20 protein-coding genes are annotated in these 25573 nt (G+C 46.8%); 10 read left to right on the top strand and 10 right to left on the bottom strand.

What is annotated here, in order from left to right; translation table 11 throughout:
• Positions 1-85 precede the first annotated feature (85 nt).
• The 4 genes from ACFOEE_RS00185 (at position 86) to ACFOEE_RS00170 (ending at position 5804) form a co-directional block, all read left to right on the top strand.
• Positions 86-949 carry an ABC transporter ATP-binding protein gene (locus tag ACFOEE_RS00185; RefSeq protein WP_377119666.1) on the top strand — a complete coding sequence of 288 codons (864 nt, stop codon included), beginning with the start codon at positions 86-88 and terminating at the stop codon, positions 947-949.
• On the top strand, positions 936-4082 hold the full coding sequence (locus ACFOEE_RS00180) for a M1 family aminopeptidase (RefSeq protein ID WP_377119663.1): 3147 nt from the start codon (positions 936-938) through the stop codon (positions 4080-4082). Before ACFOEE_RS00185 ends, ACFOEE_RS00180 begins: the two co-directional genes overlap by 14 nt.
• 131 nt (positions 4083-4213) lie before the next feature.
• Positions 4214-5197, top strand: coding sequence for a hypothetical protein (locus ACFOEE_RS00175; RefSeq protein ID WP_377119660.1), 984 nt, complete (start codon positions 4214-4216; stop codon positions 5195-5197).
• A gap of 136 nt (positions 5198-5333) precedes the next feature.
• Positions 5334-5804, top strand: coding sequence for a hypothetical protein (locus ACFOEE_RS00170; protein WP_377119657.1), 471 nt, complete (start codon positions 5334-5336; stop codon positions 5802-5804).
• A gap of 27 nt (positions 5805-5831) precedes the next feature.
• Here ACFOEE_RS00170 and zapE read toward each other — a convergent pair whose 3' ends face one another.
• The 3 genes from zapE to ACFOEE_RS00155 form a co-directional block, all read right to left on the bottom strand.
• Entirely contained in the window at positions 5832-6926 is a 1095-nt protein-coding gene (gene zapE, locus ACFOEE_RS00165) for a cell division protein ZapE (RefSeq protein ID WP_377119654.1), read from the bottom strand.
• 127 nt (positions 6927-7053) lie between these two features.
• Positions 7054-7542: a hypothetical protein gene (locus tag ACFOEE_RS00160; RefSeq protein ID WP_377119651.1), complete on the bottom strand. Its 489-nt coding sequence runs from the start codon at positions 7540-7542 to the stop codon at positions 7054-7056.
• Positions 7543-7744: 202 nt separating this feature from the next.
• Positions 7745-9052: an NAD(P)/FAD-dependent oxidoreductase gene (locus ACFOEE_RS00155; protein ID WP_377119648.1), complete on the bottom strand. Its 1308-nt coding sequence runs from the start codon at positions 9050-9052 to the stop codon at positions 7745-7747.
• 279 nt (positions 9053-9331) lie between these two features.
• Here ACFOEE_RS00155 and ACFOEE_RS00150 point away from each other — a divergent pair, with 279 nt between their 5' ends.
• Positions 9332-10384, top strand: a complete 1053-nt coding sequence (locus ACFOEE_RS00150) for a M28 family peptidase (RefSeq protein ID WP_377119645.1) — start codon at positions 9332-9334, stop codon at positions 10382-10384.
• A 63-nt stretch (positions 10385-10447) separates the two neighbouring features.
• On the opposite strand, the gene ACFOEE_RS00145 is transcribed toward ACFOEE_RS00150, so the two are convergent.
• On the bottom strand, positions 10448-10921 hold the full coding sequence (locus ACFOEE_RS00145; protein ID WP_377119643.1) for a peroxiredoxin: 474 nt from the start codon (positions 10919-10921) through the stop codon (positions 10448-10450).
• A 185-nt stretch (positions 10922-11106) separates the two neighbouring features.
• Positions 11107-11973: an SDR family oxidoreductase gene (locus tag ACFOEE_RS00140; RefSeq protein WP_377119640.1), complete on the bottom strand. Its 867-nt coding sequence runs from the start codon at positions 11971-11973 to the stop codon at positions 11107-11109.
• Between the two features lie 101 nt (positions 11974-12074).
• Here ACFOEE_RS00140 and ACFOEE_RS00135 point away from each other — a divergent pair, with 101 nt between their 5' ends.
• The 4 genes from ACFOEE_RS00135 (at position 12075) to ACFOEE_RS00120 (ending at position 17269) form a co-directional block, all read left to right on the top strand.
• The gene (locus ACFOEE_RS00135; protein ID WP_377119637.1) at positions 12075-12980 is read left to right on the top strand and encodes a LysR family transcriptional regulator; all 906 of its coding nucleotides are present in this window, start codon (positions 12075-12077) and stop codon (positions 12978-12980) included.
• Positions 12981-13176: 196 nt separating this feature from the next.
• Positions 13177-15228 (top strand): S9 family peptidase, encoded by a 2052-nt coding sequence (locus ACFOEE_RS00130; RefSeq protein WP_377119634.1) that lies wholly within the window; start codon positions 13177-13179, stop codon positions 15226-15228.
• Positions 15229-15319: 91 nt separating this feature from the next.
• Positions 15320-16321: a phytanoyl-CoA dioxygenase family protein gene (locus ACFOEE_RS00125; RefSeq protein WP_377119630.1), complete on the top strand. Its 1002-nt coding sequence runs from the start codon at positions 15320-15322 to the stop codon at positions 16319-16321.
• Positions 16322-16357: 36 nt separating this feature from the next.
• Positions 16358-17269 (top strand): DUF2785 domain-containing protein, encoded by a 912-nt coding sequence (locus tag ACFOEE_RS00120; protein WP_377119627.1) that lies wholly within the window; start codon positions 16358-16360, stop codon positions 17267-17269.
• Between the two features lie 46 nt (positions 17270-17315).
• Here the strand turns inward: ACFOEE_RS00120 and ACFOEE_RS20495 are convergent, their stop codons facing one another.
• From ACFOEE_RS20495 to ACFOEE_RS00095, 3 genes are all read right to left on the bottom strand, one after another.
• A complete protein-coding gene (locus tag ACFOEE_RS20495; RefSeq protein WP_449301145.1) occupies positions 17316-19478 on the bottom strand; it encodes a S9 family peptidase in 2163 nt (720 codons plus the stop codon).
• Between the two features lie 329 nt (positions 19479-19807).
• Complete coding sequence (locus ACFOEE_RS00100; RefSeq protein ID WP_377119624.1) at positions 19808-20341, bottom strand: SixA phosphatase family protein; 534 nt, start codon at positions 20339-20341, stop codon at positions 19808-19810.
• A gap of 234 nt (positions 20342-20575) precedes the next feature.
• Positions 20576-22315 carry a hypothetical protein gene (locus ACFOEE_RS00095; protein WP_377119622.1) on the bottom strand — a complete coding sequence of 580 codons (1740 nt, stop codon included), beginning with the start codon at positions 22313-22315 and terminating at the stop codon, positions 20576-20578.
• 239 nt (positions 22316-22554) lie between these two features.
• Between ACFOEE_RS00095 and ACFOEE_RS00090 the strand changes: the two genes are divergently transcribed.
• Positions 22555-24339, top strand: a complete 1785-nt coding sequence (locus tag ACFOEE_RS00090; RefSeq protein WP_377119619.1) for a sensor domain-containing diguanylate cyclase — start codon at positions 22555-22557, stop codon at positions 24337-24339.
• Here ACFOEE_RS00090 and ACFOEE_RS00085 read toward each other — a convergent pair.
• Together ACFOEE_RS00085 and ACFOEE_RS00080 are read right to left on the bottom strand one after the other, a co-directional pair.
• Complete coding sequence (locus tag ACFOEE_RS00085) at positions 24320-25138, bottom strand: sterol desaturase family protein (RefSeq protein ID WP_377119616.1); 819 nt, start codon at positions 25136-25138, stop codon at positions 24320-24322. The two genes, ACFOEE_RS00090 and ACFOEE_RS00085, sit on opposite strands and share 20 nt — an antisense overlap.
• Positions 25125-25550, bottom strand: coding sequence for an SRPBCC family protein (locus ACFOEE_RS00080; RefSeq protein WP_377119613.1), 426 nt, complete (start codon positions 25548-25550; stop codon positions 25125-25127). The genes ACFOEE_RS00085 and ACFOEE_RS00080 overlap by 14 nt, the downstream gene beginning before the upstream one ends.
• Between the last annotated feature and the right edge of the window lie 23 nt (positions 25551-25573).

Below are 25573 nucleotides of genomic sequence, written 5' to 3'. Positions count from 1 at the left end.
TTCAAAAGGTTAGTCATTATTCGGTGGTCACAAATGGGTGCTCTCGTTAGTCTGGAACGACCTCAACTCAATTGGCACTTTGACTATGCTAACAATACAAAATCTCACCAAACGTTATAGCGATGGCACCTTTGCCCTGCAAGGAGTCGACCTCACTTTGCCCTCTGGCATGATAGGTTTGCTTGGCCCCAACGGTGCAGGCAAATCGACCTTAATGCGTACCCTTGCGGCGTTGCAGACGCCCAGCAGTGGCAGCATTCAATTTCAGCACATTGATGTCTTAGCGGAACCCGACAAACTACGCCGAGTACTCGGTTATTTGCCGCAGTCGTTTGGTGTCTATCGCAATATGAGTTGTATCGCGCTTTTAGAGCATATTGCCATTTTGAAAGGATTGTCGCGCGCCGCGTGCAAAACGCAAATACCTGAGTTATTGGCGTTGACCAATTTAACCGCTGTGGCGCATCGGCAGGTAGCGAATTTTTCCGGCGGGATGCGGCAACGCTTTGGTATCGCACAAGCGCTGCTGGGAGACCCACAACTGCTGATCTTGGATGAACCTACCGCAGGGTTAGACCCAGAAGAGCGGGAACGCTTGCATGACCTGTTAGTGACTGTGAGCGCGCAAAAACTGGTGTTACTGTCGACCCATATTGTCGAAGACGTCGAACATTTATGCCATCACGCGGCACTGCTGCTCAGTGGCAAAGTGGTTGCCAGTGATGCGATGCCCGCGTTATTGGCACCACTACATAACAAAATTTGGCAAAGCACGGAGAAACCGCAGCCATCAGCGGCCGTGGTGCTGAATAAAAGTTACCACTTTGGTCAGCCTTGTTATCGCTTATTTGCCGACACCCCACCACCCACTGCGACTGCCGTTAAGCCAACCTTACAGGACAGATATTTTCTTGCCTTACAACATGGAGGCACAGATGTTGATATGTAATGAATGGCGTTTGATTATCCGACAGAAGCTATTTTGGCTAGCGATGGTGTTAGAAATGGGCTTTGCCGTGTCGTTATCAAGTGGTCTTTACGTGGGGCAAGTCGAGCCATTGCCGCAACTGTTTTTAATCGCAATGACGTTAGTGATGTTGAGTTTGCCCATGCTTACGGCCGTTTTCGCCGTCATTCTCATGTTACGAGATAGCGATCATCACATGCAGGAACTGGTCGCAGTGACAGCGACGCCGCTGCGAAAGCGTTTGTGGGCGCGGTTTTTGGCACTGGTGAGTGCCACCGCTGTCGTGCTGCTGTTAGGTATGCTGGTGCTGTTGTGGCGCGCCAGCAGTCAAGAGGCCTTCGCTTGGCACTGGCTCAACATGCTGATGCAGTTCTATATTTGGTTAGTTTTGCCTGTGGTATTGCTCTTGAGCGCCTTGATGCTGTGGCTATGCCAAAAAACCACCAACCAAAGCCTGATTTACGTGGTGTGTGGTGGGTTTTTAGTGGGCTATTTAATGTTAGCTGGGATGACTGGTTCGCCGGTGCTGGCAGGCAGCAAAATCGTCAATGAGAATTTATACCAGCTTATGTTATGGGGTGACCCGTATGGCTTTACCGCTGTCGTTGCGCAGCTTAAGAGCAAGATGTGGTTTAACTTGCCATATTTATGGTTTAGCCGCGGGGTTGAGCTACTACTTACAGTGGTTTTACTGCGTCTGGCAACTCGTAGCCATTGCTCAAAAGAGCGGTTGAAACAGCCTCAAGCTAAGCCTCCTTTGCACAGCAAAGCGTATTCTTATCAGCAGGCTACACCTTGGCGGGCCTTGTTTACCTTAGGCTTGAAACAGTTGCTGTTACAGCGCCTCACTGTTGTATTGTTGTTACTGTGGCTAGTCTTTATCGCCAATGAAGAATTATCGGGGATGGCGTATGTCGAAGCCATGATGAGGGTGGATGCGACCAGCATTGATACGTTAAACCGTGTGATGTTTGATTTTGTGCCAGTGGCTGGCGTGTTGTTGATTGCGCTGTGGAGCTGGCAATTACGAGGCTTGGCCCAGCGCCAAGGTATGGCCGAGTTACAAGCAGTTTGTCCACTGCACAATCGCCAGCTGATATTCCCGCAAGTAGCAGTGTTGTGGGTGATGGTGTTGCTGCTACTGGTTTTGTGCGCACTGATCAGCGTCATCCTAGAGTGGTTAAACCATAGTGTTATTTCAGTACGACATTACGCTGTACAGCTTTTTTATAGTGGTTTGCCGCTGCTGGTGATTGCGGTGATCTTTACTGCGATTATGCAGATATTTCGCCACGTTTATCTTGCTACGTTATTGGTTGTTGTGCTACTGGTGGTGAAGTTTACCCCAGTGACCAGCTATTTTAATTTAACCCATACCTTGTGGAATATTGCCGCCGCCCCATTGCAAGCGCCTGACACTTTTTGGGGGTTTACTGCAAGCCAAGGAGTGTACTGGCCTTATATGGGCTTTTGGTTGCTAGTGGCCGCTGCTGCTTTACTGATGGCGCTGTGGCTTAGCCATCGCGGTACTACGTATCGTACTACTAAAGAAGCAAAATATAAATGGCTCAGTATGATGCTGATACTGTTGACCGTCAGTTACGGTTTTCAACTCCATGAGGCGCTAAAAGCACAGCACCCACTCACTAATTCGACACTACGAGCCGATTGGCAAGCTGAGTATGAACGACAATTTAAAGCTTGGGCTACGAAACCTCAACCGAGTTTAGTGCAAGTGGATGCGGATGTGGCGTTTTACCCGCAAGCACAGCGAGCGGAATTGACCTTGCAATACCATTTACTGAACCGTAGTGACGTGGCAATAGCAGAGTTATTAGTCGGTCAGTTTGCGCAACCTAGCGCCGCTAAGTATCAGCTAAGCGGGGTAGTATCAGATACTTATTATCCTTCTCTGCAGCACCATGTATTGCGTTTAAAAAATCCAATACAGCCAGGCGAGCAGCTTAGCTTGCAAGTGAGCATAGCATACCAACAACCGAATTTATGGCCCATCCGCTCGCATCATATGGTCACGCCAATGTTTAGTTATCTACGTAGTGTGCCGCTTTTGCCCGTGGTCGGTTATCAACCAGAATACCAGTTACACGATGCCGACTTGCGAGCAGAGCAAGGGCTTACCGCTTTGCCCAAGGGCTTGCCGTCCGAGCGCTTTAAAGATCAGCAAACAGACGGTGTGTATCCATTTATCCAATTTAATACGACTGTCTCAACTGAGCTGGATCAGGTCGCAGTGGCTCAAGGTGAGTTAAAACGCCACTGGCAGCAGCAAGGGCGGGCATTCTTTCGTTATGAAACTCAGCAGGCCATACGTGGCATCCCAGCTTGGTTTTCGGTGCGGCAAAAGGCCAAACTACACCATGTACAAGGCGTCGATATTGCGCTGTACGCTGACTCTTCACCTGCAACCGACACGCTGTTAATGGCTGCGGTGAACGACACCTTAGCTTGGTTTCATCGCCATATTGCGCCTTACCGTGGTAAACGGCTGAATATCATCCAAATGCCTGATCTCGGTGCAACTGGTTATGCGCTACCGCAAGTCATGTTATTAACCAATAAAGCGACTTTTCGTGCTTTTATGACACCAACAGCTGGCTTTGATCAGCGTTATCGCCGTACCGTACACGAAACCGCGCATCAATGGTTTGGCCATGATCTTGGTAGCGGCGTGGTGGGCGATAGCGCATTTCTCATAGAATCGATGGCTAAGTATGTCGAGTTAGTGATAATCGAACAACAGCAAGGTAAACAAGCTATGCAAGCACTGGTTGAGTATGAATATCAGCGTTTTTGGCAAGCGCAGCGTACCCAGTTGCAAAGTACGGTGGCGCTAGTCGATGCAACTGAAAACCATGATTTGTACTCTCGTGCGACTTTAGTATTTGCGTTGCTGCGAAGAGCGCTTGGCGATGAAGTGATAGTGAGAGCGTTACAACAACTGTGGTCGCAACATGCTTATCCTAATACGCCAGCCAGTGCGATGGACTTTGTGCGTGCATTGCTGGCGGCAGCGCCTGCACCGCAGCGACCACTTATCGACACATTGTTGTTGGGAACTGATTTGTCGTTATTAGAAAATACCACTGAAGAATAACATCATTAGGTTATTTCAATTGCACCGTAAGACAATGACTGTTACAAAAATGTAAAAGTACCAGCGTTGTCATTCGGTGTTTTAAGTCGTCGCAGAATTGGCAAGGATGAATCTCAGTCAAGGAAACTACCATGAAAATTCACAACCAGTTACTCGCAGCCAGCTGTTTGCTGGCCACTGCAGCCGTGTCTGCTCATACATACCCGGTGCAGTTTGAATCGGCACAGTTAGAAAGTGCCTCTGCTTCGCTACTGCCACAGCGTTTTAAGCTCAATTGTCAGCGTGTCCCACAAGCGCTGCAGCATTTGTTGACACAAAGTGCATGGTTCCATCATGAAGTCGAAATTACGATTGCAGGTGAATGTAGTGGGCCAATTCAGCTTTCCACCGACGGCATTACCCTACAAGGGGACCGCGATTTGCCAGGTAGTATTAAAATGGCTGAGGGCAGCGCAAGTGCGGTTGAGGTAAATCACGCCAAAGTAACGCTGAAAAACCTCAAAATTGAGGTGCCAGAAGGCACGCCTGCACTCACTGCCACGAATAATAGCAGCGTTACCCTTTCACGGCTGACGACTAATGGCAAAGGTATTGATGGCGCGGTGTTTTACCCATTTTTGATTAAAGACAATAGTACTGCCTATATTAGCCAACAAGAAGGCAGCAAAGTCCAAGTTGCGGGCAGCTCAGTGGTGGAGTTTGGGGCAGGCAACAGTGCGATAAGTTTGAATGTGCTTGATACCTCCTTTAGTCGTTCAGTGGCCGCCAGCGAATTTAATAGCGTGGAAGTGTCGGGCAATGGTTACTTTCTAGCAGATAATCAAACTCAAGTTGATTTGCTGATGATTTGGAGCAAAGGCGCGGTAGATATCAACCAGCAAAGTACCGTCGGGCATTTGATGATGGGTGGGCAAACTTTGTTTGCGGCGTATCGCAATTCTAAAATCACCGGCCCTTATGAAATCTATGGCAACGTGGTGTTTGAGCTTGAGCATTCGAGTGCTGATAACTGGCAAACCTTTGATAAGCCACTTTCAATCTTTACCGGTAACAACGCGGTGGTAAACGGTACGCTTTACCCGAGCTGGAGTTGGGCTGGACAGGACGGTAATTAGCGTTTAGCGTGATTTTCTATCACTTTGTTTTTAATTATAAAAATCTAAAGGCAAAGTGATACTTGACCAAAAGTCAATTAGTCCCGAAAATGTTCCCTAGCTGCATCTTGTAAACGCAACTTTAGGGAAAGAATCAATGAAAAGAATATCTTTGTTTATGTCAGTCGTCGTTTTAGCAGGTTGTAAAACGACCGACTATGCATCGTTTGCGCAAAGTAATGCGTTATTAAATAATGTCGTTGTCAATGAAGAGCATAATGCGAAATACAAAAAGCATGTTTTAGACGTTGCTTTTGATTACCAAATAGAAGGTTTTCACGCGGACCAAAACTTATATCACTGTACTGTACAGTTTGCCAATATAGATGGTACGACAACCACAAGTTATCCAGGTAAAATAATACCATGCAAGTTAGAGCAAGCTGCAGGGCATGTGGCGATAAGTTGGCCGATGCCTTTAGATAAGCAAGTAAGAATCCCTCAAACAAATTTCACTAATCTCAAATACCCTATTGAATATATGGTGGTTATTCATCAAAGAACCGGTGCTAAGTCTAGTCGTATCATCGGCCAATCGGCGCAGATGGTGAGCACTTTGCAGCTTTAGTGACAAACTAAAACTTTTCACAGCGACTCAATTAGCCGCTTTAGCAGGTAGCCGCCAAGTTTGCATTTCCACTAGGCGGCTTTTAGTGCGCTCAAAAGCAAACGCAAGACGCTCACCTACATAAAGTTCTGCTAAGGGGTATGCGCTGTGAAGTATGACTAAACGGCCGCGGTCGTAAAATTCATCCACTAAGGCGATAAAGCGCCGCGCCTCGTCGTCTAAGCTGCGATTTTCGGTGGCGTCATGCGCTCTTTGGTAACCATCCTCAACGCCTTGGGTAACAAACTGAGAGGTGGCCAAAGCGCCCATTTGTGGCACATCGGCTATGTATACCGCCGAATAGTTATCGGCCAATGCCATATAGTCCGCAGTTGCTCTGGGTGCAGAGCAAAGTGCCATAAAATCAAACATTAAACCAAACTCATTACTACCTAGCGTGGCCACTTGGCGTTGGCATAAAATGATTTGATGGGGCTCATGTTGTGCCGCTGCAGTACTGAAATGCTGCAGAAAGCCTAGTTTATTGGCATGGAAAAAGTGTGTGTAATGTACCCCATGGGCAAATCTATGATCTGTTTCCCCCGCGACATTGACCACTTGGCAGTGCTGTTGCAAGAGCGCAATGGTTGGTAAAAACCGTGCTCTTTGTAAACCATTGGCATAAAGTGTTTCAGGATGGGAATTAGAAGTGGTCACTAAGATAACCCCTTGCTCAAATAGGCTGCCAAAGAGGGTCGCCATGATCATCGCATCACCAATATCGGTGACAAAAAATTCGTCAAAACATAATACTTTGCAGCGCTGTGCCCACTCAGCGGCGAGATGCTGCATAGGATTTACCGTACCTTGGATACGATTTAAATCCCGCTGCACTTGCGCCATAAAATGATGAAAGTGCATACGTTGCACAGCGACTTTACCCGTTAATTGCTGGTAAAACATATCCATTAACATGGTTTTGCCACGTCCTACTGGCCCATACAAGTAAACGCCTTGCGCGGTTAAATTGGGGTTAGCACACAGCTTCACTGCGAGCTGATGTAATACCGTCAATGCTTGAAGTTGTGCTGGGTCTTCAGTGAGCTGTTGGCTCTCAATCAGTGTTTGGAATTGTTCAAGCATTCAGTTTGTGCGGTCGGCAGAGGAGAATTGCGTACTATGATACTAAAACATCTTCTATGAGGCCAAATTAGCAAAGAAAAAACGCGGCAAGCCGCGTAAATCAGGGAGTGTGGTGGGGAATTGGTAATTAGGAACACATACTTGGTGTTTGCCCAGCTGGTATGATTTGTATGTTGTCATGTTTGATGCCAGCCAGACTTGGCTCAATGGCGCGCTCTAAACGATGTGCACGGCGCTCTAATTCATGACCTTGGCGTTCAACTTGTTGTAACTCAACTTCAAGCTGTTGAAATTCGCGCTCCATTTGTTGGCCAAGTCGACCAAGTTCAGCATAGTTTTGGTCTTGTTCAGCTTGTTTTATTCTCGATTCAAACTGCTTAGTAATGAGTTCAAGTTTCTTTAGCGGAGCTGAGCGCTGAGTGAACTCGGTTTCTGCATCTTGGAGCGCTAAATGGGCTAACATCTGTTCTTGGTTTAGAGCTTGAGTCAGAACTGGTTGGCAATTTTTGTACGCAACTAAAACATATTCAGTATTGTTCACGGTGTTGGCAAATGTGGTTGAGGCCAATCCTAAGCTAAGGGCTGCCATACTCGAGATAAAGAATTTGCTGTTCATGGTGACGCTTCCGTAAGGTGGATTTAATGGATTAGTCGCGAGCAGTGAGCAAAAGGTTGGGATTAGACGGAAATTTTTTGAAGCGTTTATACATGTGGCTGATTAAATATCGTTTGCAATCAGCAACAGCACAAATGCGAACGGAACCTCAGCGACCATGTTTAGTCTTGGTTGAGGCTCCAGTAAGTTAAGTAAAGGCGTATTAGTGCAGTTTCATTTTGGGTCTTACGATACGTAGCAGTTTTTCTGCCAGCCATAAAGCGACCGTTTTAAAGGGGCCGTGAATGGCATTTTGGTGCATGCGATAAAGTGATACATACATCAAACGCGCCATTTTCCCTTCAATAAACATGGTGTTATTGGTCAAATTGCCCATTAAACTACCTACTGCACTATAGCGCGCCAAATTCACCAGTGAGCCGTGGTCGTGGTAGACAAACGGCTTTTGCGGTTTGCCTGCCATGGTGGCCAAGATATTTTTCGCCAGGTTACTGGCCATTTGGTGCGCAGCTTGCGCTCTTGGCGGCACAAATTTACCATCCGCTTGTTCACAGGCAGCGGCATCGCCCAGCACGTAAATATTATGCTGACCAAACGCTTTTAAGGTGTTATCGACCTTAATTTGGTTATTGCGAGTTAGCTCAAAGCAACCAAGTTTAGCAATAAAATCCGCTACTTTTACCCCCGCCGCCCAAAGCATTAAATCGGCCTGTAAGACTTGTCCGGTGTGGGTGACAAAGCCATCGCTGGTGGCCTCGGTAATGCGTGTATCTTCCATCACGGCAATGCCTAGACGTTGTAACTCGCGACGTGCGGAGTTCGCAATGCGCTCAGGTAAGGCGGGTAAAATGCGCGGGCCGGCTTCAATCAGCTGAATGTTGAACTTGGCATTGGTAATCGCTGCCATCCCGTACAATTTCAAAAGCTTAGCGACGTGTATTAGCTCAGCGCTGAGCTCCACGCCTGTCGCACCGCCACCGACAATCGCAATATTAAGATGATTTTCACCGTTTGGGTCGGCCTGATGTAAGCGGGTAAAACTATTGAGCAGGGCGTTTTGAAAGCGCTCGGCTTGTTGTTGAGTGTCAAGGAAGAAACAATGCTGAGCAACACCGGGAGTATTGAAATCGTTGCTGATACTGCCAATCGCCAGCACTAAGGTATCGAAACGGATATGCCGTTCAGGCAAGATGATTTTGTCGTGGTCGCCGCGCTGGGCTTTCAGCGTAAGGGTATTGGTGTCGGTATCGAGAGCAGTAAACTCACCTAAAATAAATTGAAAACCGTGCTTAGCGGCATGGGCTGAGTAAGCAACGCCGTCGATACTGGTGTCTAGTGAACCCGTTGCAACTTCATGTAGCAAAGGTTTCCAGATATGGGTGCGGTTTTTGTCAATTAAGGTGATATTTGCGCGTCGTGATTTCCCCAGTTTATGTCCTAACTTGGTCGCAAGTTCTAGGCCGCCTGCGCCGCCGCCAACAATCACGATATTAGGAAGAGGTTGTTCCATAGTTATGCCCTTTAAGAAGTTATAAAGAGCTAGATACAGCAGACTAGGTGAGGTTAAGGTCTATACCTAGTTCGTTATAACCTGCTTTGACTTGGGCTAACTTTTGGGCAACAGGCCCAACCACTATGATACGCCTGTTTACTGAGCAGTGACAGTGAAAACTGACTTGAGTTTATCGCCTAATGTTGCTGATTTGGCTGTAAAACCTTGAGTCCTGTAGCTGGCTTGGTTAAAGTGCCAAAATTGCCCGTATTTTGGGTGCAGAATAAAGAGAAGCAAATGTTTAAACCTCGCAGTTGGCAACGCCGCATATTGACGGTTGCCGTGATATCCGTGATTGCTTATGTCACTTTTCAAACCACCATGAGTTATTTAACCGAGCGTGAGGCCGCACGCATCAAAGCTATTACGCCAACAGAGGTTTCGAGTACAGCGTTACAGCGCTTGGATATTGAACGCATGATGGCGGATGTTACTTGGCTTGCCGCCAGTGAGCGCGAAGGGCGCGGTATTGGCACGCAAGGTGGGCTTGCCGCACGGCAATGGATAGCGGAGCAGTTTCAAGCCATTGGTTTAGTTCCAGCAGGAAGTGATGGCTATTTACAACCATTTAGCGTACCTGAGCACAACAATTGGTCGCGGCTACTACGCGGTCGCAATGTCAAAATTGCAGGCATTGAGGGCGCCGCGAATGTCTTGGGTATGCTCCCCGGCACCCAAGCCGGGCTTAACCCGATTGTGATCACAGCTCATTATGACCATTTAGGTAGCAAAGACGGTAAGATATTCCATGGTGCTGATGATAATGCATCTGGGGTTGCTACTATGTTGGCATTGGCGCGCTATTTCCAGCAGCAGCCACTGCGCCATCCGCTGTTGTTTGTCGCGCTAGATGCCGAAGAGCGCGGTTTACAAGGGGCTTATGCGCTGTTTAGAGAATCGTTTTTAGACCCAAAGCAGCTCGCGTTTAACGTCAATGTTGATATGTTAAGCCGCGATACCAACAAGTTGTTATATGCGGTGGGCACTTATCAGCAACCTTGGCTGAAACCTGTGTTAGCTGAAATACAAAAAGTCAGTCAGGCGAAATTGTTGCTGGCGCATGATCGCCCTTGGTATGTGGCAGGGCGCACTGAAGACTGGAGTTTAAGCTCAGATCATGGCGCGTTTAATCAGCATGGCGTGCCGTTTATTTATTTTGGGGTGGCGGATCATGAAGATTACCATTCACCTCGCGATACCGCAGATAAAGTAGACGTTGCGTTTTATCACCAAGTCAGTGAGACCGTGCTAAGTTTTATTGAGACCTTGGATGTGGCGTTGTTGCAATAGAAAGGCGGATACTGAGATGAAATGGCGGTTTAAAACACCGCCATTTTGCTTAAGGTGTTTGGCTTATAGCGCTGCCAAAATCACTTCGGCTTTACTGACTTCAAAACTCTTTGGTGCTTCAACATTCAATGTTGTCACCACTCCATTATCAACTACCATAGCGTAACGTTGTGAGCGCACACCACCAAAGCCGGCCGTATCCATTTCTAAGCCTAGTGCTTTGGTAAAGCTGCCATCGCCATCTGCTAACATCATCAATTCACTGGCGTTTTGTGCTTCGCCCCAGGCTTTCATCACAAACGCATCATTGACAGACACACAAGCAATAAAATCGACGCCTTTGGCTTTGAGTTGATCTGCCAATACCACATAACCTGGTAAATGGGCTTCAGAGCAGGTTGGTGTAAAAGCACCTGGTACCGCAAATACTACGGCTTTTTTACCAGCAAAAAGCTCAGCGGTTGGGTGCTGAACCATACCGTCTTTGGTGAGTTGGCTCAAAGTTGCAGCTGGCAGGGTTTGTCCTTGTTGGATCATGGTTTTATCCTCGTTTGTTGGATACACGACGCGCATAGTTGGGCAGCGCATTGCTTGACTGCGAAAAGTGTAATACGAACTCAAGGAATTAAGAAATGAGATTAACCAGAAGGGCGTAGATTTTTATGCTGTGAGTGCGTAGGCAGTCGCTCAAACTGAGCGACTGCCTATTAGGTTGCTGAAAATTATGCTGCGGGTGAGGCGCTTAACGCATTGTCGATACTCACTGTAATAGGCGTAGTGGGGCGACCAAGTAAACGACTAAGCGTACCTGAGCGCTCTGCTAACCAACCACTTTTTGCCTGTTGCTCAGCATCGGCCAATAGCGCAGCAAAATCGTACGGTAAGCCAACTTGGGTTAAAAAGTCAGTATACTGCGCCTCACTCATAAACTGAGTTGCAATCGCTTGCTTACTGGCTGTGGCAATGAGGGCGGCAAATTCGCTTAGGCTAAAGCCAAAGTCGCCAGCTAATTCATAAACTTGATTGTCGTGTTGCGCTGTAGTTAACACCACCGCTGCGGCTTCTGCGTAGTCATAGCGCGCCGCGGTGAATAGCTCACCTTGGTCAGCCACGCCAAGTAGAGCACCATGGGCGATTACATTGCTCACCCCTGCGGTGTAATTTTCGTTGTACCAACCATTTCTGAGCAGCACATACGGCACACCTGATTGCACAATCAGCGCTTCGGTAGCTTTGTGCTCCGATGCCAACTGGAGCGGTGAGCTATCAGCATGCAAAATACTGGTATAGGCAAGTAAACGTACCCCTTGTTGCTTGGCTGCGTTAATCACAGCTTGGTGCTGCGGTACGCGACGACCAATGGCATTGCTGGAGATCAATAGCAGTTTTTCCACTCCTGCTAATGCTGCTACGTAGCTTTGTGGTTGGTCATAGTCAGCTTCACGCACTGTCACGCCTAAGGCCGCTAAATCGGCAACGGTGTTTTTATCGCGCACTATGGCGATAAGCGTGTTTGCTGGGGTACGGTCTAATAAGGCTTTAATGACTAAACGTCCGAGTTGGCCATTGGCGCCGGTAATTGCAATCATGTTGTGCTCCTCAAAGGTAATTCAATGTTGCGATGACAGGCATTATGCCGCTAAGCTTAAGTAACCATAAGCCGACTAATTTGTAATAGAGAGTTCGGATATTGATAACAATAAATGCTAATTCGTTAAAGCTCTTGGCTATATTTGCCAAAGTGGTTGAAACGGGGAGTTTTGCAGCAGCAGCGCAGCAACTTGGCAGCAGCCGCTCGCGGATCAGTGAGCAAGTATCGCTGCTAGAACATCAGCTTAATGTGCGGTTGTTGCAACGCAGTACGCGACAACTAAGATTAACTCAAGAAGGGCAAACGGTATTTGACAAAGCGCAGCAGCTTGAGCTTATCCTCAACGACATTAACCATAGCCTGGCTGAGCCCGAACCCAGCGGCAAGGTCAGGATCACTATGACTCATGATGTCGCGCATCGCTTTTTGTTACCACTGTTACCTGAGCTAAGCCAGCGCTTTCGCCAAGTGACATTAGATCTTGTGATTGACGACAATCCTTTAGACTTAATTGAACAGCAGTTGGACTTAGGGATAAGAGTCGGCTTCCCAAAAGATGCCGCGTTGGTCGCAAGACCATTGCATCAAGACAGTTTTGCTTTGTTTGCCAGCCCTGCTTTTTTAGGCCGATATGGCGAGCCCTTCGATATCAAAAGCTTAGAAAGCTTGCCGTGGGTATGTTTGCGCCAGCAGTCGGCGACTGGGTTACAAAGCTATTATCAAGGCGCGCAGCAAGTGACAGTGCAACCGCAGCATTTTCACCTCTGTGACTCGCCGCTTCTGTTGCAGCATATGGCCATTGCTGGGTTGGGCGTTGCGTCTTTGTTTCCGTCAACGGTGGCTAAAGAGATCCGCAGTGGGCAATTGCGCCGTATTATGCCGTCACTAGCGAGCGAGCCTTTGGTGTTTTCACTGGTTTACCCGTCACGTAAGCATGTGGCCAAACGCACTCGCGCGGTGATTGATTTTTTGCTCAATCACGCCATTTTTAATCAAAACGGTTAAATTGCTAAGCGCTTAATGACTAAACGTGCGGTAGTAACCATTGCCAATCAGGCTAATACTGCATCGGTCAGTGGTGTTGTTTCTGAACTGGGGTGAACTCATTCTATCAGTGAAATTCTGGTTTTGGTCTCAAGGTGGTTGAGGCCAAAACCATTGCCGCTTAGGATGAGGTTTTCGACCATAAAGTAGCCTGATAATGAAAATAACCACTTTATTGCTCGCCACTGCGGGCTTGTTAAGCAGCGTGCCAGTTTTTAGCGCACATGCAGCGCCTAGCAGTAGCCGTTTTGTTGCTGAAGACATTTTCCAACTTGAGTATGTAAATTCGCCGCAGATCAGCCCAGATGGCAAGAAAATCGTTTATGTGCGTAGTGGTTTCGACATCATGAAAGATGCGACCAAAACTAGCCTGTGGCTTTACGATTTGGAAAAGCAAAGCCATTATCCGCTGTTTGCCGATGAGCATAGCTATAGTCAAGCGGTATGGTCGCCAGATAGCCGCCGTATTGCGTTCACCAGTAATATGAGTGGCAGTCGTCAGCTCCATGTCTATTGGTTGGCGGAAGATAAACAAGCAGTGCTGACACAGTTATCTAAAGCGGTGAGCAATTTGGTATGGTCGCCAGATGGTGAACAATTGGCTTTTACCATGAATGTGCCGCAAGGTAAGTCGGATTTTGCCAAGTCGGTTAAATTACCAGTGAAACCCGCTGGTGCGAAATGGTCAGAGCCAGTCAAAATTATCGACAAAGCTAAGTATCAAGCGGATGGCGCGGGGCTGTTAGAACCGGCATTTCGTCATGTTTTTGTGCTGCCAGCGACAGGTGGTACGCCTAGGCAGTTAACAACTGGGGATTTTCAACATAATGGCCCACTGGCGTGGCGACCTGACGGTAAAGGCGTGGTGTTTTCTGCGGATCTCAGCGCGGATTGGGAATATCAAACCACAGAGGCTGATCTCTATGAAGTACAACTGCACACAGGCGAGCTTAAGCAATTAACCTCATTGCCGGGGCGTGAATCCGCACCGCAATTTGCTGCCAGTGGTGATGCGCTGAGTTTTATTGCGCGCGACAATCCGCCGCTGCCGTATGTGACTGCGCGCTTGGCAAAACTGAACTTAAAAGATCAAGCGGTGACTATACTCACGCCTGATTTTGACCGTTCAGTGGAAAGCTACGCCATGATTGGCAAGGGCGAATATGTGTTGCAATATGATGATTTTGGCAAGCGTAAGCTCGCCAAACTATCTGCGCAAGGGAAAGTTAGCAACTTGGTTGACGATGTATCTGGTACGTCGCTTGGGCGCCCTTATACCAGTGGCGATTTCAGTGCATCTAGCAATGGCACTCTCGCTTATACTCAGGGTTCTAGTCAGCGCCCAGCAGACTTGGGCTTATGGCACAAAGGCAAGCGCAGCACGTTGACCCAAGTGAATGAAGATTTGCTGGCGCACAAAAAGCTCGGTGAAGTGCATGAGCTGAACTTCCAATCGGAATTTGACGGCCAAGCAATCCAAGGTTGGTACATCACCCCACCTGATTTTGAGGCCAATAAAAAATACCCATTGTTATTAGAGATCCATGGTGGTCCATACCTTGCCTACGGCCCACATTTTGCGGCCGAACTACAGCGCTATGCGACCGAAGGTTATGTGGTGGTGTATGTAAATTACCGAGGTTCGACTGGTTACGGTGAAAAATTCTCGTTGTTACTCGATGGCAAATATAGCTCAAAAGAGGATTTTGCTGACCATAATTCAGCTATTAATGCGCTGCTTAAAAAAGGCTTTATCGACGAACAAAATCTCTTTATCGCGGGAGGCTCAGCGGGTGGGATTGCCACGGCTTACGCTATTGGCCTAACCGACAGATTTAACGCGGCCGTCATCACCAAACCTGTGATCAACTGGGTGAGTAAAGTGCTCACTGCAGACAGTTACTTAGGGCAAATTCGTAATCAGTTCCCTGGCATGCCATGGGAGCACTTAGAGCATTACTGGCAGCGTTCACCGTTATCGCTAGTGGGCAACGTCACTACGCCAGCCATGATCATGACAGGTGAGGAAGACCGCCGTACGCCAATGTCAGAATCAGAGCAGTTTTACCAAGCATTAAAACTGCGTAAGGTCGACACTGTGTTAGTGCGAGTGCCCGGTGCGCCACATGGTATTGCGGCGCGGCCGTCACGGATGATCTCGAAAATTGAGCATACCCTGGCGTGGTTAAAACGCTATCATAAAAACTAAACAGCAGGGGCCAGTGCTAAGGTACTGGCCTGCTTGTAGTTATAATGCCAATATGCAGTAATATGCCATTACAGATACAAGGATATTAGGCATGCACGCGCAGCTACCCAGTTCTCTTGAGCTCAGCCCTCTGGGCATTCCCCATTTAAAACGTTTTTGGTACAGCAGTGTGGCTGCGCCACAAAGTGCAGCATCGCGTGAAGATGAGCACGAATTAGACCGCATGTTGTTTGATTTACTCGGCGTGGGGTTACATCAAGTGCTCAATTTTGTGTATGCCGAGCGGCCAAGTTTCAGTGAGCTGGAACATTGGATGGTTACCAAAGTCGGTCAGCCTTGCGCGCATACCTTAGCCCGCTTGCAGGCGATTTATCAGCAAAAGCCATATTCAGGGGAGCTGAAGGCGTGGTTGCATGAAATTGAACAGATACCAGATGTGTTATCGCAAGAAGATCTGGCGCATTGGCAGGAACATGGCTATGTGATTGTTAAAAATGCGGTGTCGCTCGCCGCGGCAAAAGAGGCCGAGCAAGCACTTTGGCAATATCTCAAGGCGGAGCCAGAGCAACCCGATACATGGTATTCACTCCATAATCGCAGTGGCATTATGGTTGAACTCATCCAACATCCGGCTTTTGCTGCTAATCGTCACGCAGCTCGTATTCATAAAGCGTTCGCGCAATTATGGCAAACTGCTGATTTAAGGGTCAGTGCGGATAGAGGCGGGTTTAATCCACCAGAGCGACAAGGCTTTGAGTTTAGCGGACCGGATCTGCATTGGGACATTAATTTTAATAAGCCGCTGCAATTTGGCACCCAAGGCATTTTATACCTAACCGACACCGCCGCTGAGCAGGGCGCCTTCACCTTAGTGCCGGGCTTTCAGCATCATTTGCCAACTTGGCTGGCAGAGTTACCGCCAGCAGCGGACCCCCAACAGCAAGATTTACATGCGCTGGGCGCCAAAGCGATTGCCGCCAATGCGGGCGATTTAATTATTTGGCACCAATGGTTACCACATGGCAGCCGTCCGAATACCACTTCACAACCGCGCATGGTGCAGTATATTAATTATTTACCGGTGCGTATTTAAGCCCTAACTTAATGAAAATAACAAGAGGTTGGAGTAATGAAAAGACGGTATTTGGTGGGACTGGTCGGTTTAATAAGTATCAAGGTTTTTGCAGTAGCGGTGGAACCTGCTGCACAATGCAGTGAGTACTTTAGTGACGCCGAGTTAAGTGCCTTAAAAACTCAGCAGTTTATCCCTACGCCACCTGCAACGATTGCACAAACTGCGCAGCAGTTATTAACTTGTATCGGCCATCCCAATCCGCATATTCGCGATGGCGTGGTTTATGAAGCTTATCAGCATTGGTTACGTGGCAAGCAGCTGGATGAAGCTGCAACTAGGCAGTTGCTTAATGCGCTGATGACAAATTTAAAAAATGCCGCTTTGGACGAAGACAAGTTTCTGACGGCGTTTTCGGCTTTGATTTTAGCTGAGGTGGTACGAGTTGACCGTATTACACCTTATTTGAGCTCTGATGAACGCCAGCAGGTAGTTGATGCTACAGCTAATTTGATGCGCAGTATTGACGATTATCGCGGTTTTAACGCGCGTGAAGGGTGGCGGCATTTAGTCGCGCATACTGCTGATATTGCTTTACAGCTGGCATTGAACCCGGAAATCAGCGAAGCTCAAGCCGCGACTCTAGTCACTGCGCTATTGTCGCAAGTGTCGCCTACTGAGCATGCTTATCATTTTGGTGAGCCAAAAAGATTGGCTTTACCGCTCGTGTATTTTTACCTGCGCGGCAAAATTGCGCGAGCGGCATTGGTTGAACAACTAAAATTACTCGCTTCGCCAGCACCTTTTGCCACTTGGCAGGAGATGTATCAAAGTGAGTTAGGGCTTGCCAAAATCCATAATACCACCGCGTTCTTTAACGTGTTGTACGTGATGGTGAGTCAAAATCAACATGAACAGTTGCAAGCTTTGCTGCCTGAGTTGCAACAGCTAATTAAAGCTTTACCTTAACAAAAGCAAAAACCCAGCGGATGCTGGGTTTTGTGACGGTATTCGCTTATTTATCTGCTAATAAATCTAAGAAAAACGCGTACTCCAAGGCGGTATCGTGAAGTTTGGAGTAGCGCCCAGAAGCGCCACCATGACCGGCTTTCATATCCGTTTTAAAGAGTAACTTGTTATTGTCAGTTTTGTATTCACGCAGTTTGGCAACCCACTTGGCTGGTTCAAAATATTGCACTTGCGAATCATGCAAGCCCGTCGTGACTAACAAATTCGGGTATGCTTGCGCCTTGACTTGGTCGTACGGTGAGTAACTCTTCATATACTCATAGTAGGCTTTGTCATTCGGATTGCCCCATTCATCATACTCATTGGTGGTAAGTGGTAAGCTGCTATCTAACATGGTTGTCACCACATCTACAAATGGCACATGAGCTGCAACACCTTTATACAATTCAGGTGCTTGGTTGATAACAGCACCCATGAGAAGGCCACCGGCGCTACCGCCAACCGCAAACACTTTATCTTTAGCTGCGTAACGCTTTGCAACTAAGGCTTGAGTAACATCAATGAAATCATTGAAGGTATTCTGTTTCTTGAACTTTTTGCCGTCTTCATACCAAGGCCGACCAAGCATTTGTGAGCCCCGAACATGGGCTATGGCGTACACAAAACCGCGGTCAAGCAAACTTAATGCGGCACTGCGAAAGCTTGGATCTATCGTTGCACCATAAGAGCCATAGCCATATTGATAAAGCGGGTTAGTACCATCTTGCTTAAATAGATCTTTACGATAGACCAGACTGACGGGCACTTTCACTCCATCTCGTGCGGTAATGAAAATTCGCTCAGATTGATACAAGCTTGGGTCATAGCCTGGTACTTCAGTTTGTTTAAGCACAGTTCGTTGACCACTTTTGAGTGAAAATGCCAAAGTACTCATAGGTGTAGTCATACTGGTGTAAACCAAGCGTACTTCATCGTTATCGAGCATTTCATTACCCGATAAATAGGCCATAAAGGCGGTATCGTTAAATTGCAGCGGGATCTCTTTATGGTTGTTTAAGTCGCGAATGGTGAGCTTAGTTAAGCCATTTTCCCGTTGTTGGTAAACCAAATGCTGATCAAATAGCTCTATATTTTCCAGTTTGACTGCATCATTAGCTGCTATTACAGGTTGCCAAAGCTGTTTATTGCCCAATTGGTTTTGGTGCACTTTCATTAAGCGAAAGTTTTTAGCCTGCCAGTTGGTGAGCACATAGTATTCATCACCACGTTTTGCCACACTGTATTCGAGCCCAGTTTCTCGCGCTAAGAATGGCTTTAATTTGGCATTGTCATCATTTGCATCAATTAGCGATACTGCTGACGTTTCGGTTGCATCATGAACGACATAAATCACGTCACTATCTTTACTTTTATAAATATAGGTATAGAAAGAGGTGTCTTGTTCTTCAAAGATCAGTTGATCTTCGGCTTGTGATGTCCCTAGTACATGACGATAGACTTGGTATCCCAACAAGGTTTGTGGATCTTTTTTAACGTAGTAAAACACCTTGTTGCTATTGCCCCACACGATATTACCCTGCGCTTGGGTGATGGTGTCTGGTAGCAACTCACCAGTAGCTAAGTCTTTGACTTTGATGGTGTAAAGACGTCGGCTCAGGGTATCTTCGGAATAAGCAAGGAGTTTGTCGTTAGGGCTTGCACAAAAGCCACCCACTTGGTAATAACTATGACCTTTGGCAAGGTCGTTAACGTCTAATAGTACCTGTTTATTGTGTCCCGCGGCATCGCTGGAGCGCAGGAACACGGGGTATTCATTATCACCCGACACCTCTCGATAATAGTAATAGTTGCCTTTGCGCACAGGCACCGAGGTGTCGTCTTTAACTATTCGTCCTTTAAGCTCATCAAACAAAGTGGCTTGCAACGGCTCAGTGTGACCTAAAGTTTGTGCCAAGTAATTATTTTCGGCACTAAGGTAATCTAATACTTTGCTGTCACTGCGGCTGTCGTCTCTTAACCAGTAATAGTTATCGACTCGGGTATCACCGTGTATGGTCATGGTATGGGGTATTTTTGTCGCCTTTGGTGCCACCATAGCCGCTTGTTTTTGACTATTGGGCGAAGTTACGTCCGTTGAATGTTGTGCGACACAAGCTGATAAAATTGCAACAGAAACTAAGCTGAGTCCTATCGTTATTATTTTCTTCATATTAAATCCCTTGTTTGAGGTCTTTTGCGATAGTATCGAATCCTAAGCAGGGAGCAAAATAAATACGTTATTAATTGTAAATGGTGTGTCAAGCAGCATCACAATCGTGAGGGAGTAGTCCTATGGTAAATGAACATGTTATGGGTTCCGAGTATGTACCTAGGATTGCCTTCATTTCCACAGTGAAGGTGTGCTTGCCGATAACTCTGCCACTAATAGTCAGTCCATGCGCTAAGGTTAACGAAATAGCCGCTTGTGTGGTGGGGGAATTTATTGTAGCGAGTAGGGGGGAATAATTTCAAACCGCGCTGAACAGCGCGGTTGATGCGTTACTTTGGCATAAGTTTGGGTGGTAGAGTGAATAGTAATTTCACCATCAGTTGCTCACTGTCTTCTGCTTTGGTGATTTGTAGCGCGGTCACAGAAGCTTTTTTAATGTCATATACTGTGCTTTTGCTTGCTAATAAGCGCGATAAATAGCGTGAAATATTCGGCTCATGGCTCACCCATAAAGACACGCCAGCTAACGACGGCCATTGTGCGCTAAGTAAGTCCTGAAATTGCTTCACTGGTGCGTTTAAGGCAAGGGCTGCTTCCTGTTGCACCGCGAGTTGTTTTGCTACCTTGGCTGATTTTTGCAATTGCTTTAATACCAGCTCAGCGCTTTGCTGCGCTCTAGGGTATGGGCTACTTAATACTTGTGCTGGCACAAGGTTTTGTCCACTCAAAAAATCCGCAACACGCTTAGCCTGTTGTTCACCCGCTTTGGTTAACTCGCGGGCTTCATCAAGCTGTTCGGGCTGTAACTCTTCAGCTTTAGCATGGCGCATTAATAAAATAATTTTGCTGTTACTCTCAGTCATATACTCCGTCCTCTTATGGCGAGATTTCCTTGAATTTTAACTTGTTAACTGTAGATTTAAATGCACTTAAGAAGTGCTGCTGTTGCTTGTCTAGAGTTGAGAACTATTAGGCTGAGTGTAGAGTGCTTAGGGTAAATAAGCGAGAGCGAAGTCACTAATTTTTACACAAAAATGAGCAGGCTAGGAAAGTGGGTTATCGCGAGCGGGCATAAGCCCGCTGCGATAAATCGCTTGCTATTTACAGTTGCCGTCTGTGCATAAGGGGCGTGCGAATAAAAAACCCCAAATGAAGTCGGTCTGTAATACATCTAAAGTCGATTGGTCATCGTTATTGTAAAACCATTCTGGTTTAGGTGTGTTGTGGACGCTTTGCTGATAGCCAAAGTCACTGAGTTGGCGCTCAAACACACTTAAACGCAAGAACTCTGCCGATTCAGTGGCCTTGCCGTCACGAACTGATGCTTGTAGATGGACACCCGCGCGCGAGTGGCAGCTAATGCAGCTTGATTGTTGCATAAAGCCCGCTTCGGTAATGGAGTTACCCAACAAGGTACTGCGCCCAGTGTGGTCAACAAAGTTAACTTGTGAGCCTTTTAATCGATAGTTTAACCAGGCTTTATCTTCTGGATCTGGCTCTACGCGGCTGGTACTTAGGCCTGTAGCAATACCACGCGCTTTAAATAATGTAGCCAGCTCCGGACGGATTTGCTCTTTTGGATACACAGTGTCACGGTTATATACTGTGCTTGGTGAGCTTAACTGGTCGCTATGTTGACGCGGCTTTAAGTAGTTGTCAGCGGCGTTTTTACCGGGTGCGGTTTCTGGACTTTTGTATCCAAACGCATCGTTACAGCCAGTAAAGTCACAGCGACCGGGGTTATCAACATGTTCAAATGTCGTCCATACCCACTGTGGTACATCTTTAGATGAAATATGAAACGCGAGTAAGTAATGGGGACCCGTTAAATCACAATAGTTTTCAGGGTGCTTAGTTTGGTCGCAAGTTTCATCATTTTTATCTTTAGCGACGCAAACTGGGGTAGTCAGTGTTTTGGTGATGTATTGATTGTTGTCTCCCAGCATGCCTAGCTGCTCAGCCAAACCTTGATAAATCCAGTTACTCTTAATCATGATAGCTGCAGGCGGCAAGTCGATAGTGGTAAGCTGCTGTTTTCCAGCATCAGCATTTCGCTTTGCTGATTCGTTGCTTTGATGGAATGGTGCATTCGCAAGTTGATTAGCGGCATTATCTTTAAATACCTCTAATACCCCGTTGGCATTGTATAAGTCGTTGCGGAACAAATAGTAATGGAACGGGCGGTTACGCACCGTGATCTCATTGTTGGTTTGGCGCATGATGCGACCTTTGCTCTCGTAGTTTTCTGGGATCAAAGAGGCGATTTGCGCGGCGCTACATTGCTGCGATTTGGTATCGTGCACTACACGCTTTAAGTTTTTGCCGTGTTCAAGAATAGATGGCCGACCTTTTAAGATGAGCTCAGGGTTAGAGCTTAATAAGGTTGCCGCTTTGCTGTCATTGGCGCCGTCTAGTAACTTGAGTAATTTGCTGTATTTGTCACCGGGGAACACAGGGCAGTGATCTTTATCATTGTCATTACTACCTGGCATACAACAAGACGCAGTCGCGGGTGATTGATCTGCAGTACAGAGTGGGTATGGCTGTACGGGCCAGTTTTGCGTTTCTTGCGCCCAATTTGACCAAAAACGATCATGCACAACTTCAGTAAACAATTGCCAAGAGAAAGCATCCGGACATGTCATAGCTGGGTTGGTGACGTCTTGACCGTAGTCGTAGCGCTTTTTGCTATAGGTAAGTTGGCAATATTCTGCATCGCGGACATCGGCGTTAAAATACATCGAATAATCGATGCCACTTGGACCTGCCGCTAATGCGTCAGATATAAAAGCACTGCTGGCAAGCAACAGTGCAACGGGTAATTGATAGTTTTGCATGGCAAATAACTCCTTGTTTGCGGGAACTACGCAAGCTTAGTTGAGTTTGTTAAAAACTCAATTACATCGCATTACAAAAAATATACATCGCACTTAATGATTGTATCTCTATTTGCGATAGTGATAATGCTGCGCCAGCAACGCAGGGCTGTACCTGCTGTAAGCGCGTGTAAGCGCGGGAAGTCACTGATTATTGCTAAACTCAGCGGGTGGTAACGCGTGATGGTGCAAAGGTGAGCATGGTACAAAGTGGATGGCAACAAACGTCGCTTAAACAGAATTTACGAGTGTATGCAGCGTTATGGCTTTGTTTTTTTATGTTGCTGGGATGGCAAGTCAAAGCGGCTGAGCGAGTGCAAATGCTGTATATCAGCGACTCACAAGTGAGTTTTGAGCATTTTGCCATGGATTACTTTGTCGATACGTCACAGAATATGGCTGTCAACGACGTCCTACAACAAGACTTTATCTCTGCCAGTAATAGTATTTCGCTTGGCACCCAAGCTAAGGTAACTTGGAGCCGGGTGCGACTAATGAGCGTCGCCAGTGAAGAGCGGGTGTTATATCTGCATCATCCTGCTGCGTACCATAATCGAGCAGTCAGTCTGTACGTTTTTAGAGCCGGCAACCTCATTGCAGAGAAAGTGTTAGATTTTGATGTATCACCTTCTTCAGCGTTATTATACGGCGCAGCTGCTGTGTTTCCCGTTGTATTACCTAAAGGTGCGCAGCTAGATTTATACATCAAAACCGAGTCTTACTCACATCAATGGTTTAGCTTAAAACTGTACGATGCTGAAAGTTCAAAACAAGCTCTGGTTGGCAGTCGTAGCGATGTAGCCTTGCTGGTCGGCATGTTATTGGCGCTGATGTTGTACAACATTTTCCTCTATATTTCGTCTTATCGAATAGAAAATATTTTTTATTCTTTGTACTTGATCTCTGGGGCGGTGTGGATAGCGCTGTCTTATGGCTTACTGGCCGATCAGCTAAAGTGGTATGGGCAAAAAGTCATGATGCTCCATCTGACATTAATTGCCATGCCGATGTTTTTAGTGCTGTTTATGATGAGTATTTTTGCGACGCGTAACAGCCACCCAAAAGAACATCGCGCTTTATTGGTGGTATTGATGTTGTTAGCGGGCGACTTTGTTTACGGTTTGTTCGATGTTGTGGGTGCGCTACACTTTGCGAGCAGTCTTGCTGCGATGACTATTATTATTACCCTATGGGTTGCAGTGTCGTTATTAGGTAAAGGTAATCCATTTGCGAAACTGTTCTTAGTTGGTCACTTAGCGTTTTTTGCGTGTAATGCGGTAGCTGTGCTCTATTACAAGGGACTGTTACCTTACAACTACTTTACCAGTCACAGTGTGGGTCTTGGCATTCTACTTGAAGCGCTAATGTTGGCGTTTATTCTCTCGCATCGCATTAAATTACTAGAGCGGATGCGTATAGCGCAAGAGGAGTTAAAACGTCAAGCGCAAACCGATCAGTTAACTCGAGCTTACAACCGCCACTATTTTGAAAGTGAAGCGCCAACGCTATTACAACAGGCGAAAAAACAGAAATCACCACTGAGTTTATTGTTATTAGATTTAGACAAATTTAAAACAATTAACGATAACTACAGCCATATTACGGGTGACAAGGTGCTGCGTCTATTTGTTGAGTTACTGCGCAAAGAACTCAAGTTGACGGATATGATAGTGCGCTACGGTGGTGAGGAATTTATTGTCATGCTACCAGATTGTGATAGTGAGCACGCGACAATCATCGCGGAGCGATTACGTAAACTGACAGCGGAACAAATTGTTGCCGTGACTTTTCAAAAAAATATGCGGTTTACGGTGAGTATTGGTGTTGCCCAATGGCAAAGCGGCGAAGCGCTACAAGATTTAATTCTTCGTGCTGACAAAGCGTTGTATCTTGCAAAACAAGCGGGGCGTAACCGTGTTTGCCTATTTGATGGAGCATATTCAACCGCTGAGCAAGACGCTGATATTACTCTGGCTCATGGTTAGGTGGCCCAAACAAAACGTTGAGTTTAGCTTTATAGCCACTGGCAGCGCGGTATTGCTTGAACAGCCAATACCAAGGTGAAAAATTACATGCCAGCGGATTATTACTCGGGGCTTTGCCAACAATACCAAATTCAACAGGAGTATCGGCAAGTTCATGTTGAAAGGTGCCAAACAGTTTGTCCCAGATAATCAGCACCCCAGCAAAGTTTTTATCTAAATAGCACGGATTTTTGCCATGATGCACGCGATGATGGCTGGGGGTATTGAAAATGTGCTCTAGCCAACCCAAGCGCTTCACTGTTTGAGTATGGACAAAAAATTGAAATGCCAAATTCAACGCCACCACAGTAAATACCAGCTGTGGTGGATAGCCCAAAAGCATCATAGGTGTCCAAAACAGCCACATGCCAGCAACGGGGTACATCACACTTTGTCGAAAAGCCGTCGTTAAGTTCATCCATTTTGAGCTGTGGTGCACCGCATGCGCGGCCCAAAACCAGTGAATACGATGCGATGCGCGATGAAACCAATAGTATAAGAAATCCTGCAATATAAACGCCAAGCATAGCGTCCAGCCATTAAATGGTATGACGAACCAAGCGGATTGATGCAGCAAACTGAAGTAGGGCATTAACAGGAGCAGAGCAAGCCCATCAGCGGCTTGATGCAGTAAGGCCAAAGCAGTATTGGTGGCGCTATCTTGGTAACGATAAAAACGTCGAGCTAAGCAAAACTCTAATACAATACAGCACAAAAAAACTGGGCTTAATGCCAATAAGATCAATTCAGCGCTGGGCATAATAAGCAGCCAAATTTTTTAGTGCACGCTGGATTTCGCGGCTAATGGCGCTGCGCAATATGCCACTAGGCAGCCACCAAGGTGCAGTGCCTGATATGCGGTACGCAATATAGGTGCCCAAGCCATGGGGCTGAAAAGTGATTTCGCCGCGATGATCCCTTAACGGAACTTGGCCTAAAATGCGATAGCGAATACCGTCGAGGTCGGCTTTTTCGATAAGTTCAAAAAAACGAAATGGAAAATGGCGTACTTCGCGAACACAACCAACACCACCTGTTAGATGCTGTGTTGCAGTGCGATGGGTGCTGATCTGAGCACGGAAAAATCGCGACAAGTTATCATGATCGAGTAAGGTACTAAGCAGATTACTGGGGTTGGTTGCAACATATTGGCTGCAAGCTATCTCAATCATGTTGAATTCCAAAGAGGGCGGTT

This window comes from Pseudoalteromonas fenneropenaei, assembly GCF_042643375.1.
Lineage (GTDB): Bacteria > Pseudomonadota > Gammaproteobacteria > Enterobacterales > Alteromonadaceae > Pseudoalteromonas > Pseudoalteromonas fenneropenaei.
The sequence above is the reverse complement of the archived record's forward strand: the minus strand, read 5'-3'. Positions and strand labels throughout refer to the sequence as shown.